Origin of the sequence: Streptomyces atroolivaceus, assembly GCF_000717025.1 — a bacterium.
Lineage (GTDB): Bacteria > Actinomycetota > Actinomycetes > Streptomycetales > Streptomycetaceae > Streptomyces > Streptomyces atroolivaceus.
Genome location: NZ_JNXG01000002.1, coordinates 722,721 through 739,536 on the forward strand (window position 1 = coordinate 722,721; position 16,816 = coordinate 739,536).

The following is a 16,816-nucleotide window of genomic DNA, read 5'->3' on the forward strand; positions in this document are numbered from 1 at the left end:
GGGACAGTTGAGTCATGAGACTTCCAGGAGAGGGACCCACCGCGACGGGCCGCCGTTACGGCCTTCGCGGTGACCGGGGGCAGACGGCCATCGAATTCGCCGGCACGCTCCCACTGATCCTGATCACGCTCGCCCTGATGTGGCAGGCCGCGGTGGTCGGCTACACCTTCATGCTCGCCGGGAACGCGGCGGACAAGGGCGTCGGTGCGGCGGCCTCCACCGACGGGGACCGGCAGGCGGCCTGCGCCCGGGCGGGCAGAGAGGACCTCCCCGGCGCGTGGGACGCGTCCTTCAGGTGCCGGCAGGAGGGCGACCTGGTCAAGGCGACGGTGGACCTGAAGGTGCCGCTGCTCTTTCCCGGAGCCTTCAGCCTGCCGATGACGCTGACGGGCGAGGCCGCGGCCGCCGTGGAGAGGCCAGGAGCATGGTGACGCACATACCGCCCGGCGCGACCGGGACTCCCGCACCTCGGCGCGGCACACGGCAGAGCGGCCAGGCCGCCATCGAGTACGTGGGTGTGCTGGTCATCCTTCTCTTCGTGGCCCTCGCCGCCGTCCAGCTCGGCATCGCCGTGTACGCCGCCCAGCAGGCCGGCACGGCGTCGCGGGCGGCAGCGCGCGCGGCCTCGTTCGACGGCAGGGCGGGGGCGTACGAGCAGGCCGGACGGGCGTCGATGAGCGGCTGGCTCGCGGACGGCGCCACCTTCACCCCGTCCGTGAGCAGTGAGGAGATGACCGTCACCACGAGGGTGGAGATCCCCGCCCTGCTTCCGTTGCTGGACTTCGGGTCGGTCACCAAGAGTGCCACCATGCCGCGCGACTGACCGGCGTACCACCGCACCACACCAGGGAGTTGAGAACATGAGCCTGCGGGCGCGCATCATCGGGCCCGAGCCGGCCGGTGGGCTGAGCGAGGAGAACCGGCTGGTCGGTGTCTACCGCGCCAAGCTGCTCGAGGAGATCGACCTCGCCGAGATGTCCGCCCTCGCGGCGGCCGAGCGCAGGGCACGTCTGGAGCGCGTTCTGGGCCACATCATCAGCCGTGAGGGCCCCGTCCTCTCCACCGTCGAGCGGTCGCAGCTCATCCGCAGGGTCGTCGACGAGGCCTTGGGGCTCGGCATTCTGGAGCCCCTGCTGGAGGACGCCTCCATCAGCGAGATCATGGTCAACGGGCCGGAACAGGTGTACGTGGAGCGAGGCGGCCGTCTCGAACTCCTCCCCATGCGCTTCTCGTCCACCGAGCAGCTGATGCAGACCATCGAGCGCATCGTCTCCACCGTCAACCGCCGTGTGGACGAGGCCAATCCCATGGTCGACGCCCGCCTCCCCTCCGGCGAACGTGTCAACGTGATCATCCCGCCCCTGTCCCTGACGGGCCCGATCCTCACCATCCGGCGCTTCCCCCGGGCCTTCACGCTCCAGGAGATGATCAGCCTCGGATCGCTCGACGAGCACATGCTGCTGCTGCTCGCCGGACTCGTGCGGGCGAAGTTCAACGTGATCGTCTCCGGCGCCACGGGCACGGGTAAGACCACCCTGCTCAACGCGCTGTCCGGGCTGATCCCTGACGGCGAGCGCATCGTCACCATCGAGGACTCCGCCGAGCTCCAGCTCCAGCAGACCCACGTGATCACGTTGGAGAGCCGCCCGTCCAACGTCGAGGGCAAGGGCCAGATCACCATCCGCGACCTGGTGCGCAACTCCCTGCGTATGCGACCCGACCGCATCATCGTCGGTGAGGTCCGTGGCGGTGAGACGCTTGACATGCTCCAGGCAATGTCTACCGGTCACGACGGCTCACTCGCCACCGTCCACGCCAACAGCGCGGAAGACGCCCTGATGCGCCTCCAGACACTCAGCTCCATGTCCGAGGTCGAGATCCCGTTCGCCGCGATCCACGACCAGATCAACAGCGCCGTGGACGTGATCGTGCAGCTCACCCGTCACGCAGACGGTTCCCGCCGGATCACCGAGATCGCCGTCGTCGACTCGCACGGCCGTGAGGACTACCGCATCGTCTCCGTCTGCCGGTTCGACGCCCGCCCGATGGCGGCCGACGGACGGGTCCACGGCAACTTCGCGTACTACCCGCTGCCCCGGCGCGTGGCGGAACGCCTCTACATGACGGGCGAGGCCATCCCCGCGGCCTTCGGCGTCGCCGCATCCGAGGAGCAGCTGGCCATGCGCAGATCGACCGCCTGACGTCACCGGAGGCCCGCCCGTCCGCCGCGCATCCGTCCGCCGCGCACCGTCCCCGTCCGCCGCCCACCGAGAAGGTCTTCGCCCGACATGGATAGTCTTCCGCTCCTGACGATCGGCGTCACGCTGCTCGCCGGCCTGTTCGCCGTCATCGGTGTGCACACGTACGCGTCCGGTCAGGCCCAGCGGCAGCTTCTGTTCGACCGGATGTCCCAGACGGGACAGATCACCATCGGCGGCCGCCGTCGGCGTTTCAGGAACGTCGACCGCCGTCTGCGCAGGACCCGTCTCGGCAAACGCATCGAGCGGAAGATCTCGGCCACGGGCCTGGACCTCACGCCCGGCGAGTACTTCGTGTACGTCCTCGCCGCCCTGGCCGGTCTGTACTTCGTCGCCGGGGCGGTCTTCGCACCGTTCTTCGGGCTGCTGGCGGCCCTCATCGGCCTGTGGGGCGGCAACGCGTTCCTCGACTGGCAACGCGCGAAGCGCACCGAGGCGTTCATCAACCAGCTCCCCGAGCTCACCCGCGTACTGGCCAACGCCACCCAGGCGGGCCTCGCCCTGCGCACGGCGATCGCCATGGCCGTGGAGGAACTCGACGATCCGGCCCACGAGGAGCTGCGCCAGGTCGCGGACCGTCTGGCAGTCGGCCATTCCCTCGACGACGCGCTCAACGAGCTCGTCGAACGGCTGCCCTCCCGCGAACTGACCGTGCTCGTCTCCACCCTGATCCTGTCCAGCCGGGCCGGCGGCGCGATCGTCTCCTCGCTGCGCAACCTCACGGAGACGCTCGAAGAGCGCAAGGAGACCAGGCGGGAGGTCACCACGGTGCTCTCCCAGGTGAAGGTGACGGCGGTCGCGGTCCCCATCCTCGGCCTGGGCTTCCTGCTCCTCATCAACGGGATGCGGGCCGGGGCGCTGGACGACATGACCAGCGCCTTCCCCGGCCGGGTCGCCGTGGTGGTCGCGGCAGGGCTCTACGCCCTCGGCTTCTTCCTGATCAACCGTCTGACCCGCGTACGAATCTGAAGGGGGAGAGTCCGACATGGAACTTCTGCTCGCACTGATCTTCGGGCTTGCCGTCTACGGAGTCTTCCAGGGCATCCGCATGTACCGTGCCGACGCCAAACTCCCCGGCGACCTCGCGATCGCCCTGGAGGTCGGCTCCAGCCGCACCACCGCCGCAGGTTCCGCGGTGGACCGGCTCGGGATGCGCTACGCCCCGAGGGTGCTGCGGCTGATGGGGCCGAAGCGGGTCGACAAGGTGCGCCGCAAGCTGGACATGGCGGGGAATCCCGGTGGCATGACCGTGGACCGCTACGCGGCGAGGCGGGCCGTCTACGGAGGGCTGGGGACCGTGGCCGCTCTGGCCATGCTGATGAACGGGCAGGTGGTCCTCGCGGTGCTGTTCTTCGTCTACGGCCTGTTCTGGACCGACGTGATCATCCGTTCCGCCATCGGCCGGCGCAAGGACGACATCGACCGGACCCTCCCCGACTTCCTCGACGTGCTCGCGGTCGTCGTGTCCGCCGGGCTCGGGTTCCGCCAGGCACTCGAGAGGGTGTCGGAGAAGTACTCCGGCCCCTGGGCCGACGAGCTGCGCATCACCCTGCGCCAGATGGACATGGGGATGAGCCGCAGAGAGGCCTTCGACCAGCTCCGCAAGCGGAACGAGTCGGAGCAGGTCTCCATGTTCGTCTCGGCGCTCCAGCAGGGCGAGGAGCTCGGTGCCCCCATCGTCGACACGCTGATCCAGATCGCCAACGACATGCGCCGCACCGACGCCCAGAACGCCCGGCGCAAGGCGTCCAAGGCGGTGCCGAAGGCGACGCTCATCGTGACCAGCTTCATGCTCCCCGGGACGATGATCCTGATCGGCGTGGGCTTCTACTACGCGGCCGACGTCAACATCGGCGACGTCTTCGGGGGCTGAGGGCATGGCGACGAGCGCGGACGAGGGGGTGAACCGCACATGGGGCCCAGGCCGGACGGCGCCGCACTGACCGGCGGCCCCGACGCCGTGACGGCGGGCAGCAGACCGGGACACGTCCCGCCGCTGCCCATCCAGGTCAACGCCCTGCAGGCCCTGTGCCGGCAGCTGTTCGGCTTCCGCCTGGCGATGACGGCCCTGGCCGCGCCTTTCGCCCTCGACGGCGTGGAGGACGAACTGGGCAGCTGGCTGGTCGGTGCGGCCGTCCTCGTCACGGTGATGGTGTCGTACCTCCTGATGCGGGACTGGGAGCGTTTCGGCCCGATCCTCCTGAGACACCCCGCGCTCCTCGGCGTCGACATGCTCTTCGGAGCCCTCCTGCTCTTCGCCGCGTCACCGGGATCCACCCTCTCCTACGTCACCGTCTGCACCCCGCTGCTCGCGGGCCTCGTCTACAGCTGGCGGGGCGGCGCCGTCTTCGCCGTCTTCCAGACCCTGCTCCTCGCCGCCGCCTACGGGATCAACGGGAAGGCCGAAGCCGACGCTTCGGCGCTGCTCATGGTCGGCCTCTGCATCATGGCCGGAGCGGTGGGGAGCAGCCTGCGCGGGCTCCTGCTCCGGTTCGGTGCCGCATCCCAGGCCCTCACCGAGACACGAGCCCGGCTGGCCGTGAACAGCGCGGTCGAGGAGGAACGGGCCCGTCTGGCCCGCGAGATGCACGACTCGGTGGCCAAGACGCTGCACGGTCTCGCCCTGGCCGCCGACGGCCTGGCCGGCACGGCCGACCGGATGGACCCGCTCACCGTCAAGCACCAGGCCGAGCTCGTCGCCCGGTCCGCCCGCCGGGCCGCCGCGGAGTCCCGGGAGCTGCTCTCCGACCTGCGGCGCGAGTCCGGCCTGGACGGCGGCGTGGACCTGCTGGACGAACTGCGCGCCCGTGCGGAGGACTTCGAGCGCCGCCACAGCGTGAGGACGGCGTTCCACCGGATCGGCGACGGCCCGGTCCCTCTCATCCCCCACGCCGTCGCCCGGCACGCACTCATCATCGCGACGGAGGCCATGGAGAACGCCCGACGTCATGCCCGCCCGCGCCACCTGGAGGTATCCGCGGGGCTGGTACGCGACGTGGTGCGGATCAGTGTGTACGACGACGGCGACGGCCTGCCTCCGGGTACCTCGCTCGCCGACCTGAGGAAGGCCGGGCACTTCGGTCTGGTCGGCATGGTCGAGCGGGCCGCCGCCGTCGGAGCCCGCATCCGGATCGGCAGAGGGAAGGCGACACGGGGAACCGAGGTCCGCCTGGACCTGTCCCTGTCTGCCATGAACCTGACACCGCCCGCACTCCCCGGCCCCTCCTCGTGCCCGCCGCCGTACCGGCCCCCGCTCGGGCAGGTACCAGGACCACCCGCAGGAACCCGCGAATGACGCCCGCGGTGCAGCCGTCACGCCACCGTCCCCACCTCCGAGAGAGGAGGCCGCACCATGCAGAACGAGTTCTCCCGTAACTCCGGAGAGCAGTGGACCCGGCATCCGCACGCCTCGCAGCACACGTCCTCGAATCCGAGTGACCTCAGCTCGAACCGCACCCCCGGTGCCACCACCCCCGCGACGTCCGGGGAGCCCGCCGGTTTCCCGGCCCTCCCTGGCCCCGCGCCCATGCCGGAGGCGATCCCCCTCCGGGTCGTCGTCGCGGACGACAACCCCGTCGTGCGGGCCGGGCTGACGGTCCTGCTCCAGGGCCGGGACGACATCGACGTGGTGGCGGAGGCCGGCGACGGCCGCGAGGCCTACGAGGTGTCCGTCAGGCATCGCCCGGACGTGATCCTGCTCGACGTACGCATGCCCGGCGTCGACGGCATCTCCGCCCTGCCGCACCTGGTGCGCCTCGCGCCCGTGCTGATGATGACCTACAGCCGCGAGAGCGAGATCGTCCACGAGGCGCTACGGCTGGGCGCCGGGGGGTATCTCGTGCACGGTGAGTTCACCGCCGACCAGCTGGTCGCGGCCGTCCGCGACACCAAGGAGGGCCGCGCGCACTTCACGTACTCCGCCACCAGCGCCCTGCTGCGGTCCGTACGCGGCGGGTCCGCGACCCCGGACCAGTCGGCCCGTCCACTGCCGGACGGGCTGGGAACGGCCTTCGACGGACCCGGCCGCGGGTCCGCCGGCGGGCAGCAGCATTCATCTGCATCCGCACACGCGCAGGAGCGGCAGGTGGGGGCGGGTCGAGGTCATGGCGGCGAGAGTGCCCAAGGCCAGGGCGAGTTGAGTCCGCCCCGGTTTGCTCAAAACTCTTCGCTTGAGCAATCCCCTGTGGGATATTCGTCCTCGGGGGTCCCCGCTGCGGCGCCCGAGGCGATGGTCGCCGAGCTGAGTGAACGGGAGGTGGAAGTGATGGATCTGATCGCGTCGGGCATGACGAACCAGCAGATCGCGGCCACCTGCTTCATCAGCCAGAAGACCGTCAAGAACCACATCAACCGCATCTTCGCCAAGTTGAACGCCGGTAGCCGGGGCGAAGCCATGGCCCTCTGGCACCGCATGTCGTCCGGGGGGTCGACGAGGCATGGCTGAGCCGCTGATGGGCCCGAAGGCCCAACTGGAGACATGGGCCCGGAGTTGGGCCCGGAGGCCCATGTGGGCGGGTGGCGATCCGACGTACGGTTCTCCTGTCGGAAGCGAGACCGGCCAGGAGGAAGCCGGAAGCGCGGACGACACGAGGACTTACGCAGCAGTGTCGGCCGGCCAGCGGTCGGCCGTACTCGGAGGGGATCACCATGATGAAGGACGCCGCACTCAAGGCCGCCGTCAACACCCGGGTGTACGTGAACAGCTGGGCGAACACCACGGTCGACCACATGAAGCGTCGCCGGGACAACGGTCAGGGTGCCCTCGAGTACGTAGGGATCACGATCCTCGTGGTGGCGATCGTCGTCGCGCTCCTGAACACGAAGATGGGCGACACCATCGCGAACAAGTTCAAGGAGAAGATCAACGAGGTCCTCAACAAGTGAGCCGACCGGCTCACCACGAGTCAGGGCAGGCCGCGCCGCTGTACATCACAGCGGTGGTCGGTCTGCTCTTTCTTGCGTTGGTCTTCTTCGTGTTCGGTGAGGCGGACGTCAAGCGAAACGGGGCGCAGAGCGCGGCAGACGCCGCTGCACTGGCGGCAGCGCAGGAATCCCGGGATCAGCTCGAGAACGACCTGCTGGGAAATCTCCTGGATGGCGATTATCTCCAGGACGTCTTCGGAGGCGATTTCCCGGGCACCTACAACGGCTGCGCCGAGGCATCCCGGTTCGCCGAGCGGAACGACGCGCGACGCGTGCGGTGCGACATGCTCCCAGGGCGCTGGGCGTTCGAGGTCGATGTCGAGTCGAACAAGGCGATGAGCGCGAACCTCGTGCCGGGCACCGAAGGGCAGCGTGCCGAAGCCTCAGCGGTGGCCGTCGTCGAACCGCGTTGCGCCTTCCGGGCGGCAGAGCCCTCCCCCGATGAGGGAAATCCGCCGTCCGATCCTGCGGAAGAGGACGAGTCGAAGCCCTCGCCTGGCAAACTCGTCTGCGACACCCGGGACTGGGTCATCGACCCCGAACACCTCGATGTCGTGCCTGACATGGCCGACCTCTTTGCCGTCCGACTGGCCGAAGACTGACCACGAACAAGACAAAGGATCTTTCATGACTTATCGGCACGCGAGGAATGGGCGCCGGGCTGGGGCTGCCGCCCTCCTGGCAGGGACGCTGATGTTCTCCGTTGCCGCATGCGGCGGCGAGGACGGCGGGAAGGACAAGGGGCCGGCAGCTTCGTCCGGCAACGCGAAGGACCAGGAGGACAAGTCCTCCGGTGGGCCGACGCTGCCGGACAGGAGCAAGACCCTGGCGACCCTGAAGAACGACGCGGGGATCGAGATGATCGTCCATGAAGCCAAGCGTGACAGCGGTGGTTTCCTGACGATCAGTGGTGACTTCAAGAACCCGGGCAGCGAAGGTTTCACGACGCCGGTCGAGTGGAGCGGGCAGGAGGAGGCGGTCAAGGGGGCCGGCCCCTCGTTGGCGGGCATGACGCTGGTGGACTCTGCCGGCAAGAAGCGCTACTACGTGCTGCGCGACACGGACAACCGGGCGCTGACGACGAGCAACTACACGTCAAGCATCGAAGGGGGCAAGAGCCTCAACTTCTTCGCGCAGTTCCCCGCCCCTCCGAACACGACGAGCAAGGTGGACCTCCAGTTCCCGGGTTTCCCGAACGCGACGATTGAGATTTCCTGATGAGAGGCGCTCTCACCCGTCCAGGACGGGCCGGTGCCCGCGTGGCAATGACTGTGATCGCGGGAGCGATCACCTTCGGGGTTGCCGGCAATCCCCAGGCTGCCGCCGACGACAGCCCCTACCCCTCGGCTTCAGCCGAGGCCCCGGTCGAGGTCGACGCCGGCGACTCCGATCTCAAGCTTCCGGAGGGGGCGACACTGGCCGCCCCCAAGGTCCTCGACATCAAGTCCGTCGTGGAGGACCTCGGAGGCGAGGAGCGTCGCGAGGACACCAACTCGGACATCAAGTTCGCGCTCCAGGCCGAGGTGCTGTTCGGTAAGGACAGTGCGAAGCTCAGCTCCGAGGCCAACTCGCGCATCCTCGCGATCGCCGCCGAGATCGAGAAGCAGAACGCCTCCAAGGTCCGTGTCTTCGGCTTCACCGACGACCTCGGCTCCTCCGCACACGGTGACGTGCTGTCCAGGCAGCGCGCCGAAGCGGTGAACGGGGTGCTGTCCAAGGAACTCGGTACGACGACCACCTTCGAGATCCGTGGCTACGGCGAGCAGTACCCCATCGCCGACAACAGCACGGAAGAGGGCCGGAAGAAGAACCGCCGCGTGGAGATCTCCTTCCCGCGCGGTGAGGGTTCCTGACTCCCGCCGCTGCGGGGGACCCGATGCCGCCGATACCGGGTGCCCCGCAGCGGTCGGAGCAGGTGTGTGCTGCCACGACTAGCCGTCCGCAGGTTGACGTTCACCCTGCCGTCGCCGCGAACGCGATCAGCAGCCCAAGGGAGAACAGCCCCAGCACCGCCGTGAAGGCCGCCGGCATCAGCACCGGCCCCCATACGCCCGGCCCCGCCACCGTGGCTCGCCGGTCCGGGGCCGAGGGGTCGAAGGAGACCCGCACCGGGGCCCCGACCTCGAAGCCGAACGGGCCGGGGGCGTGGTCGGTGAACTCCACCTCGCGGCCGTCCGGGGTGCGGAAGGCGAAGACGTACTCGGTGCGGTAGCGGTTCTCGGTCCCGGACCCACGGTCGACCACGCGCCGGTCCGCGCACCGGCCCTCGACGCGTTCGCCGTGCCGGACCAGCCGGAGCACCCGGACCAGCCGGAGGCCGGAGCGGACCGCGAACGCGCCGAGGAACAGTCCGAAGAGCAGCAGGAAGGTGGCCGTGCCACCGGGCAGTACGTCCATGAACCAGGCTCCGCTACGGGTTACTTGACGGTGATGGACTCGACGAAGGAGTCGAGGTCCGAAGGGCTCAGCGTGCCTTTCACCGCATTGATCCGGACGGCGAACGGTACGTCTCCCGAGTCGACCCCGGCCACCACGACGCCGGTCATCCGCGTCCCCTTCGCCGGGGTCGACTCCTCGCCCGTCGACGTGAACTCGTAGTCGATCCTGCGCGCGTCCCGGGCGCTCTCCTCACCCGCGAGGCGCACGTCCCGGGTGTCCTTGCGGGTCGCTCCGAGACCGATGCCGGCGCCTGCCGCCGCGGCGGCCTCACCGGCGTCGCCGACGCCCGTCGCGAAGTCCAGCTGGACGGACACCATGCCCGTGCGCAGCCCTCCCTCGCGCTTCAGCGCCACTGCCGCGTTGGCCTTGCCGCGTTCGGCGGACGGCTGCGGGGCGTACCCCTCGTCCGCGGGGTAGCCGACGGACACGCTCCTCGTGTCGAGCGTGCCCCAGCCGTCCGGAACCGCGGCGGCGTCCGTGCCGCCGCAGCCGCCGAGCAGGGTCAGGCCGAGCGTGGTGGAGACGGCCGCCCCGAGCGCCTTGGACTTCGTCAACGTCATCGCCTCTTCGTCGCGCGCGCTCACCGCGCGCAGTAGCTGTACGGGAGGTACGTGCGCTTGTCACCCTGCGGAGCTCCGAGGAACTGCGCGTTGGTCAGTGTCTCCTTCTTGTGCTCGTCGGAGACCGAGAAGCCGAGGCTCATGCCCAGCGACACCTCGAAGCCGAACTCCTGGGCATCCGTCTCACCGTGATAGCGCATCGTGCTGGACAGGCCGTCCTGGAACATCAACTGCTCGAAGGGGTCGGTCCCCGCCGGCTTCTCCTGCAGGGAATGGTCGCCGAACATGTACTCGAACGGGGCGGTGTTGTTGCCGGAGCCGTCGAGCCAGGCCTCGGCGAGGGAGCGCTTGGCCTCGGTGATCTTGTCGGTCTCCTTGCCGAAGACGAGCGAGTTCGTCCGGACCTCGATGCCCGTGTCCCCGGAGGAGTCGGTGACGCTGCCCTTGCCGCCGCGCTTGTCCGAGCCCTTCTCACCGTTGTCGCCGCCCACCTCACCCTTGTCGGACGTCGAGGTCTGCTCCACCGTCGTCGTCATGTCGATACGGACGATCCTCCCGGTCTCCTGGTCGCGGGTGACGGTGATGGCTCCGGTGCGTGAGTCCTTGGCGCCGGCGGTGCCGCCCAGCGGACCGGCGCTGCCGCCCACCTTGCCCTCGATCTCCAGCTTGGCGGTGTAGGTGTACGACTCGTTGCCGTTGACGTCGTCCTTGGTGATCGTCACGTCCGGCGAGAACTTGGCCTTGCCGCCCAGCTTGGCGCCGAGCGCGGTGTCGTCGCCCGGCTTGACGGAGAGACCGCCGTCCGCGTACACGTTGATGCCCAGGGTCGAGTAGGAGATCTTCTTGTCACCGATCTTCTTCTCGATGTCCTCCTTCTTGTCGGCCCACTTCATGCCGGAGTACCAGCCGCCGCCGTAGCCGCCGCTGTGCTTCATCGAGGTTTCCCACATCTTCATCTCCTCGATGTCGTCCCTCATCTTCTGGGCGTCCGCCTCACTCCTGAACACCCAGGTGTCACCGTTGGTGATCTTGATGCCGCCGCCTATGTCGACGTCCGCCTTGCCCAGGCTGCCCAGTTTGACGCCCGGCGTGCTGGCGTTGAGGCCCGCCGACGCGGCGTCGGTGAACGTCATGTAGACCAGCTTGTCGTTCTCGTCGACCTTGCCGTCCTCGTTCACGTCGGTGTTCGCCTGGGCGACCTTCTGCTGGAAGCCGTACTCCTCGCCCCATTCGAACCAGCCGACCTTGACCTTGCCGCCGGCGGTGTCGGAGACGTTGGAGACCTGGCAGAGCTTGGGCTCGTAGTCGGCGTCGGTCCTGGGCTTCGCCGTGCCGTCCCCGCCCGTCGTGCAACTGCCGCCGTCCCCGGTGAGCGCGCTGATGGCACAACGGAAGCGCTCGCTGATACGGCCGGCGACACCGGTCATGACGAGCGCGCCGACGAGCGCGACGATCAGGACGATGACCCCCGTGTACTCCAGGGCCGTGGCGCCGCCGTCACGCCAGTCGTAGGAGCGCGTGTACGTCGGAAGGGGCGCGGGCCCGGTGCGCCGTTCCTCCCACAGACGGTCGAGGCCGAGCCCCACGGCGCTGCCGGTGACCATCGCGGCCACCGGCATCAGGATGCCCTCGGCGTCCACCACGTCCCACGTGACGGCGTACCCGAAGGCGAGTCCGGCGACGGGGACGGCGAGTGTGGCGACGAGGTACCGGGGGCGCGAGTCGCGCTGCCGGCCGGGAAGGGTGCGGGCGGCGGCCAGGACCGTCAGCACGGTCACGAGGACGCCGGGCAGGTGCAGCAGGGCCAGTCGCCAGCCGAACAGCTCGAACCGTTCCTCGGTGGCGAGCGTCTCGACGAGCGCCCGCGCCACCAGGAACCCGGCTGCGGCGTAGACGAGGGCGCCGGATGCCCAGCTGCGGCACAGGGGGAGGAACCAGCCGCCCCCGGGCCCGGCGGTCGGTGCACGGCCCGCGCTTCTGTCTCCCCAGCCGCCGCCACCACTCACGGTTCTCCCTCTCGCCGACGCCTGCCCTGTTGCCTCTCGGGTGGTGAATGTACGGATGGGAAAGGCGGGTGACCTGGGCCCTCGGCCCCAAATACGGGCCCAACTTCGTCCGTCACCGGCCGGGTCGCGGGGCTGGGCCCGGGCCCGGGGAGGCAGGGGCGGCAGACGTTCTCGGAAAAGGGCGTCGGGAGCCGATGACCACCGGATGGCGCGGACACCCGCAGGCGAGGCCGCGGTCGCACGCGACCTGGATACGGCACGCCAGGACGGCGGAGGACGACGCGCGACCGTCGGCTCTCGAACCGGTGGTCGTCGGCCGGCGGTCCGGAGCCGAGCCAGGATGGCGCGGTCGATCTCGTCGAGTGATTCCGTCGTCGTCGCCCCGTCCTCTTCGCGATCGTTTGCGGGGCCGGTCGTTGCCGCTGGTCCGTCGCCGGCCGCCTCGGGTGCCGTCCACAGGACGGCCGGGCGGGCAGTTGGGTCCGTGGGCCCAAGACAGGTGTCGGGGGCGGTAGTTAGCGTCATTTGTATGTCTCGTCCGGGGGTTGTGCGTCGTCGGTTGCGCCGTTGGTCGCGGGGGAAGGTGCCGCGGACCGGGGTGCGTCTGCTCGGGCTGCGCCGGGGTCAGCGTGGTCAGGGAGCGATCGAGTACGTCGGTCTGGTCATGGTGGTGGTGGCGATCGTCGGCGCTCTGGTGGCGACGGGGATCGGCGCGGAGCTGTCGGAGAAGATCGGTGCGCAGGTGTGCCGGGTCACCGGGGGTGGTGACTGCGGCGACGGCGGTGCTCCTGAGGCGCAGGATTCGCCGGGGGACGGCACGCCGGCCTCTGACGAGGGGGCGCCGAAGTCGCAGGCTCAGATCGACTACGACGCCGCGCTGAAGGAGCTTCAGGACGCGCAGGCGGCGGAGAAGACCAGCTCGGACAAGGCGTTGGAGGCGGCGAAGGAGCTGGCGAAGATCCTGGCCGAGGAGCTGGGGATCACCGATGCGCTGGACTGCATCACCAAGGGCGACATGGGCGCCTGCACGGAGACGTTGATCAATGTGCTGCTGAGCCTGATCGGTGGTGCGGTCGGGAAGCTCGCCGCGAAGTACGGGGCACCGTGGAAGTGGAAGAAGGCCGCAGAGCTGATCAAGAAGCTCAAGAAGCACGGCGGGGACCTGTACGACGGGCTGAAGGGCCTGGTCAAGAACCGTAAGAGGGTCACGGACGCGGAGAAGGAGCTCGCGGACGCGAAGAAGAAGCTCGACACCGAGAAGAAGGATCCCCCCAAGAAGGACGACAAGCCGGTCACCTGCCCGGTGAAGCACAGCTTCCTTCCGGGCACTCCCGTCCTGCTCGCGGACGGCCGTCGCGTCGGGATCGAGAAGGTCACCGCCGGCTCCATGGTCTCCGCGACCGACCCGCTGACGGGGCGGCACGGACCGCGCGAGGTCGAGCGGCTGATCACGACCCACGAGGACGAGCACTTCACGCGCCTGGTGTTCCGGACGCCCACGGGCCCGGCGGTCCTCACCGCCACCGACACCCACCCGTTCTGGTCCGTGGACCGGCGGCGCTGGCTCGATGCCGGAGACATCCGCCCCGGCACCGGGCTCCGCACACCGGACGGCACCACGCTGACGGTGGGCTCCGTCTCCCGCTACACCCAGCGGCGGACGACGCACGACCTCACCGTCTCCGGCATCCACACGTACTACGTGCTGGCGGGCGGCACGCCCGTGCTGGTGCACAACAACAACTGCGGCTTCAGGCCTGGCGTCGCCGACGAGAAGTACGACAAGCACGTGCTGGGGCTCGATGACGCCGGCAACCCCACGCGCACGGCCGACATGCCGGAATACGACACGCCCGACGGGTTCGACAGGTACGTGGCGGATGCCGAAAGGCTGATGGACCCGGCGAGCCTGCCGGCCGGTGCGCGTGAGGCCGTCCGGAGTGACGGCGTCGTCATTCGGCTGGACGCCCAGGGGAGGATAGGCATGAGGAACGGGAACACCATCACGACCTACTTCCGACCGGACGATCCGGCCGCATACTTCGCGAACGAGGCAGCTCGATGACACAAGGTGACAGCGGTTTTCGCGACGAGTTCTCGCGCTTCGTCGCCGCGTCGGGACGGTGGCGTGACACCGAGCCCGAGGCGCTCCTGGCCCGCTGGTCGACGTTCGTCGACCAGTGCGAGCAGGGGTACCGAGGTGACGCCGAGGACTACTTCAACGACCTGACGTCAAGGAATTCGCTGGAGCGGGCCCTGGCCGCCGAGGAGCTGCAGCAGTTCCCCGAACTCGCCGGTCTCCGCCTGGAGGTGGAAGCGGTCGACGAGAGGTTCCGTGCGCTCATCAACCCGGACGCGTTCCCCAGGATCCCGGAGGAAACCTGGTGGGCCCGTGGTCTGGTGAGAGCGGGGAGGAAGCGTCTGGTGGAGGATCTGCGCCGGGAATACGGCGTCGAGGTGACGGAAGTGGGATAGGCAGGCGGCCGCACGCGGCCGGAGCGGAGCCCGCCGGGCATGCCCCCGGGGGGCTGCTTCGGGGGAGGCTTCGCATCACCGCCGAACCGCGGGCGACGCGGGATCAGCGGGCTCAGAGGGCTCCGCGGGATCAGCGGGCGCCACGGCGGAGGAGCGGTCCCGGCGGCCGGGGCGGCCGTCGAGCACGGGACGGCTGGGGGCCCGAGTTGGGCCCCTGGGCCCAAGACGACGGGCCCGCCGGGTCAATAGCGTCTGCGCTGCAGGTGATCGACGCCCGTCCCGGCGCACCCCCACGGCGCCGGGCCGGGCCGCAACCGGAAGGTGACGACGCGTGCCCACGGCCGAGCAACTGACCCTGACCGACGAGGAGTCCCGCCTCCTCCAGCAAGGGCTGACGGAATGGTGCGGCCCCGCCCGCTGCACCGAGGAGTTCGCCGTGGCCATGGGCTTCGACAGCGCCCAGGACCTGAGCCGCCGCGGCATGTCGATCCGGAGCGCCTTGGCGGAGAAGGGGGCGCTCGAGCCGATGGACTGGGCGCGGGCCCTGCTGGCGACGGAGCTGGCCTTCGTGAGCGAGGTGGTCGGCTCGGGGTACGAGTGGTCCACCACGACCGGCTGGGCCGACGACACCACGTTACGCATCCTGCGTTCGGCGCAGCTGAAGCTGATCCGCACGGTCGCTCCGCTGGTCGGCCGGGGGCTCGGCACACGGCAGGAGCCGCACACGGAGGTACTGCGGGCTGGAGGAGGGCTGCTGCCGGGCCTGGCTTGGTGACCCCGTGCGGACCCGTGCGTCATGGACGGGCCCGGCGAGGAGCCCCGGAGACCTCCGCTTCCCCACGGGCCCGGCGCGGACCCCGTACGCCTCTGCCTCCCGAGAGGCCCGGCCCGGTGGCCTCCCCGGCGGCGGACATAATCGGCCGTATGCCCGATCAGCAGCCGCGCTCCCGACCGGCGGCGTCCGAATCCCGAAGCACCCGGCACCGCGCCATGGCCCTGCTCACCGCAGCCGCCCCCGCGCTGGGCGCCTACGCGGCGGTCCGGGCCGTCGGGCTACTCGTCTTCTGGCTGTCCGCGTCCGCCGCCGGTAAGGACGCTCTGCACCTGCTGGGCGGACGCTGGGACTCCGTCTGGTACCAGCGGATCGCCGAGGACGGCTACGGCTACACCGTGACCCTCCCCGACGGCGGTGTCCATCCCGACCTGGCGTTCTTCCCGCTCCTGCCGGCCCTGGAACGCGGTCTCGCCGCGGTCACCCCGCTCACCGTGCAGGGCGCCGGGATCGCCGTCGCCTGGCTGGCGGGGCTGCTCGCGGCCTGGGGGATCTTCGCCGTCGGAGCCCGGCTGTACGGGCGGCGGACCGGGGTGGTGCTGGCCGCGCTGTGGGGCGCGTACCCGACCGCGTTCGTACAGTCGATGGCGTACACGGAGACCCTGTTCACCGCGCTCGCCGCATGGTCCCTGTACGCCGTCCTCAGGGACCGCTGGATCGCCGCGGGCGCGCTGTGCGTGCTCGCCGGGCTGACGCGGCCCTCGGCCGCCGCGCTCATCGCGGCACTCGCGCTCACCGCGGCCGTCGCCCTCGTACGGCAGTGGCGCGCGGGTGGCCGGCGGGGCCTGCCGCGCCGGAACGCGCGCATGCTGCTGGGCGTCTGCCTGGCGCCGCTGGGATGGCTGGCCTACGTGGTGTTCGTCGCCGTGCGGGAGGGCAGCCCCTTCGCGTACTTCGACGTCCAGGCGCAGTGGGGCAACAGCATCGACGGGGGCCGGGCACTGGCCGCGTTCATCGTCGGGCTGCCGCTTCCCGCCGCACTCGGGCTCTGCGCCGCGCTCGGGCTGCTGGGGTGGCTGGTGTACCTGTGCGTGCGGCAGCGGCAGCCGCTCCCCGTGCTGGTGTACGGCATCGCGGTCGTCGTGATCTCGCTCATCGGCTCCGGCTACTTCGGCTCCCGGCCCCGCCTGATGATGCCCGCCTTCCCCCTGCTCCTGCCCCCGGCCGTGGCGCTGGCACGGCTGCGTACGACGGTGCGCACGGGCGCGTTCGTCACCGTGCTGGCCCTGGGCTCCGCCGCGTACGGGGCGTGGACGCTGCTGGGGCCCGGGCCGCCGTGAGCTGGGCCCAGGGGCCCATGCGCGGGGGCGCCCCCGGTCGTTA

At 70.0% G+C, this 16,816-nt stretch carries 18 protein-coding genes; 15 read left to right on the top strand and 3 right to left on the bottom strand.

Annotation, left to right across the window (positions count from 1 at the left end):
* Positions 1-14 precede the first annotated feature (14 nt).
* The 11 genes from OO67_RS06590 to OO67_RS06640 all read left to right on the top strand — a co-directional run bounded on the left by OO67_RS06590 (position 15) and on the right by OO67_RS06640 (position 9,034).
* The gene (locus OO67_RS06590; RefSeq protein ID WP_051709183.1) at positions 15-431 is read left to right on the top strand and encodes a TadE family protein; all 417 of its coding nucleotides are present in this window, start codon (positions 15-17) and stop codon (positions 429-431) included.
* Entirely contained in the window at positions 425-823 is a 399-nt protein-coding gene (locus OO67_RS06595) for a TadE family protein (RefSeq protein WP_051709186.1), read from the top strand. The genes OO67_RS06590 and OO67_RS06595 overlap by 7 nt, the downstream gene beginning before the upstream one ends.
* A gap of 37 nt (positions 824-860) precedes the next feature.
* On the top strand, positions 861-2,201 hold the full coding sequence (locus OO67_RS06600) for a TadA family conjugal transfer-associated ATPase (protein ID WP_033297931.1): 1,341 nt from the start codon (positions 861-863) through the stop codon (positions 2,199-2,201).
* Between the two features lie 87 nt (positions 2,202-2,288).
* Entirely contained in the window at positions 2,289-3,227 is a 939-nt protein-coding gene (locus OO67_RS06605; protein ID WP_033297933.1) for a type II secretion system F family protein, read from the top strand.
* Positions 3,228-3,243: 16 nt separating this feature from the next.
* Positions 3,244-4,131, top strand: coding sequence for a DUF5936 domain-containing protein (locus tag OO67_RS06610; RefSeq protein WP_033297935.1), 888 nt, complete (start codon positions 3,244-3,246; stop codon positions 4,129-4,131).
* Between the two features lie 39 nt (positions 4,132-4,170).
* Positions 4,171-5,553, top strand: coding sequence for a sensor histidine kinase (locus OO67_RS06615; protein ID WP_033297937.1), 1,383 nt, complete (start codon positions 4,171-4,173; stop codon positions 5,551-5,553).
* A gap of 57 nt (positions 5,554-5,610) precedes the next feature.
* Positions 5,611-6,702, top strand: a complete 1,092-nt coding sequence (locus OO67_RS06620; RefSeq protein ID WP_033297939.1) for a response regulator transcription factor — start codon at positions 5,611-5,613, stop codon at positions 6,700-6,702.
* A gap of 203 nt (positions 6,703-6,905) precedes the next feature.
* On the top strand, positions 6,906-7,142 hold the full coding sequence (locus OO67_RS06625) for a hypothetical protein (RefSeq protein WP_382055399.1): 237 nt from the start codon (positions 6,906-6,908) through the stop codon (positions 7,140-7,142).
* The gene (locus tag OO67_RS06630) at positions 7,139-7,783 is read left to right on the top strand and encodes a pilus assembly protein TadG-related protein (protein WP_033297941.1); all 645 of its coding nucleotides are present in this window, start codon (positions 7,139-7,141) and stop codon (positions 7,781-7,783) included. Before OO67_RS06625 ends, OO67_RS06630 begins: the two co-directional genes overlap by 4 nt.
* 91 nt (positions 7,784-7,874) lie before the next feature.
* The gene (locus OO67_RS06635; RefSeq protein WP_078597673.1) at positions 7,875-8,399 is read left to right on the top strand and encodes a hypothetical protein; all 525 of its coding nucleotides are present in this window, start codon (positions 7,875-7,877) and stop codon (positions 8,397-8,399) included.
* On the top strand, positions 8,399-9,034 hold the full coding sequence (locus tag OO67_RS06640) for an OmpA family protein (RefSeq protein ID WP_033297945.1): 636 nt from the start codon (positions 8,399-8,401) through the stop codon (positions 9,032-9,034). Before OO67_RS06635 ends, OO67_RS06640 begins: the two co-directional genes overlap by 1 nt.
* Before the next feature lie 100 nt (positions 9,035-9,134).
* Here the strand turns inward: OO67_RS06640 and OO67_RS06645 are convergent, their stop codons facing one another.
* Genes OO67_RS06645 through OO67_RS06655 form a run of 3 tightly spaced genes read right to left on the bottom strand, consistent with a single transcriptional unit; the run spans position 9,135 to position 12,186 of the window.
* Positions 9,135-9,578, bottom strand: a complete 444-nt coding sequence (locus tag OO67_RS06645; protein ID WP_033297947.1) for a DUF3592 domain-containing protein — start codon at positions 9,576-9,578, stop codon at positions 9,135-9,137.
* Positions 9,579-9,598: 20 nt separating this feature from the next.
* Entirely contained in the window at positions 9,599-10,180 is a 582-nt protein-coding gene (locus tag OO67_RS06650) for a hypothetical protein (RefSeq protein WP_033297949.1), read from the bottom strand.
* 20 nt (positions 10,181-10,200) lie between these two features.
* The gene (locus tag OO67_RS06655) at positions 10,201-12,186 is read right to left on the bottom strand and encodes a TgpA N-terminal domain-containing protein (protein ID WP_033297951.1); all 1,986 of its coding nucleotides are present in this window, start codon (positions 12,184-12,186) and stop codon (positions 10,201-10,203) included.
* A gap of 598 nt (positions 12,187-12,784) precedes the next feature.
* Between OO67_RS06655 and OO67_RS06660 the strand changes: the two genes are divergently transcribed.
* The 4 genes from OO67_RS06660 (at position 12,785) to OO67_RS06675 (ending at position 16,773) form a co-directional block, all read left to right on the top strand.
* Positions 12,785-14,251: a polymorphic toxin-type HINT domain-containing protein gene (locus tag OO67_RS06660; RefSeq protein ID WP_033297953.1), complete on the top strand. Its 1,467-nt coding sequence runs from the start codon at positions 12,785-12,787 to the stop codon at positions 14,249-14,251.
* Positions 14,248-14,661: a hypothetical protein gene (locus tag OO67_RS06665; protein WP_033297954.1), complete on the top strand. Its 414-nt coding sequence runs from the start codon at positions 14,248-14,250 to the stop codon at positions 14,659-14,661. The genes OO67_RS06660 and OO67_RS06665 overlap by 4 nt, the downstream gene beginning before the upstream one ends.
* A gap of 331 nt (positions 14,662-14,992) precedes the next feature.
* Entirely contained in the window at positions 14,993-15,436 is a 444-nt protein-coding gene (locus OO67_RS06670) for a hypothetical protein (protein ID WP_244300050.1), read from the top strand.
* Positions 15,437-15,585: 149 nt separating this feature from the next.
* Positions 15,586-16,773, top strand: coding sequence for a glycosyltransferase family protein (locus OO67_RS06675; RefSeq protein ID WP_033297955.1), 1,188 nt, complete (start codon positions 15,586-15,588; stop codon positions 16,771-16,773).
* Positions 16,774-16,816 lie beyond the last annotated feature (43 nt).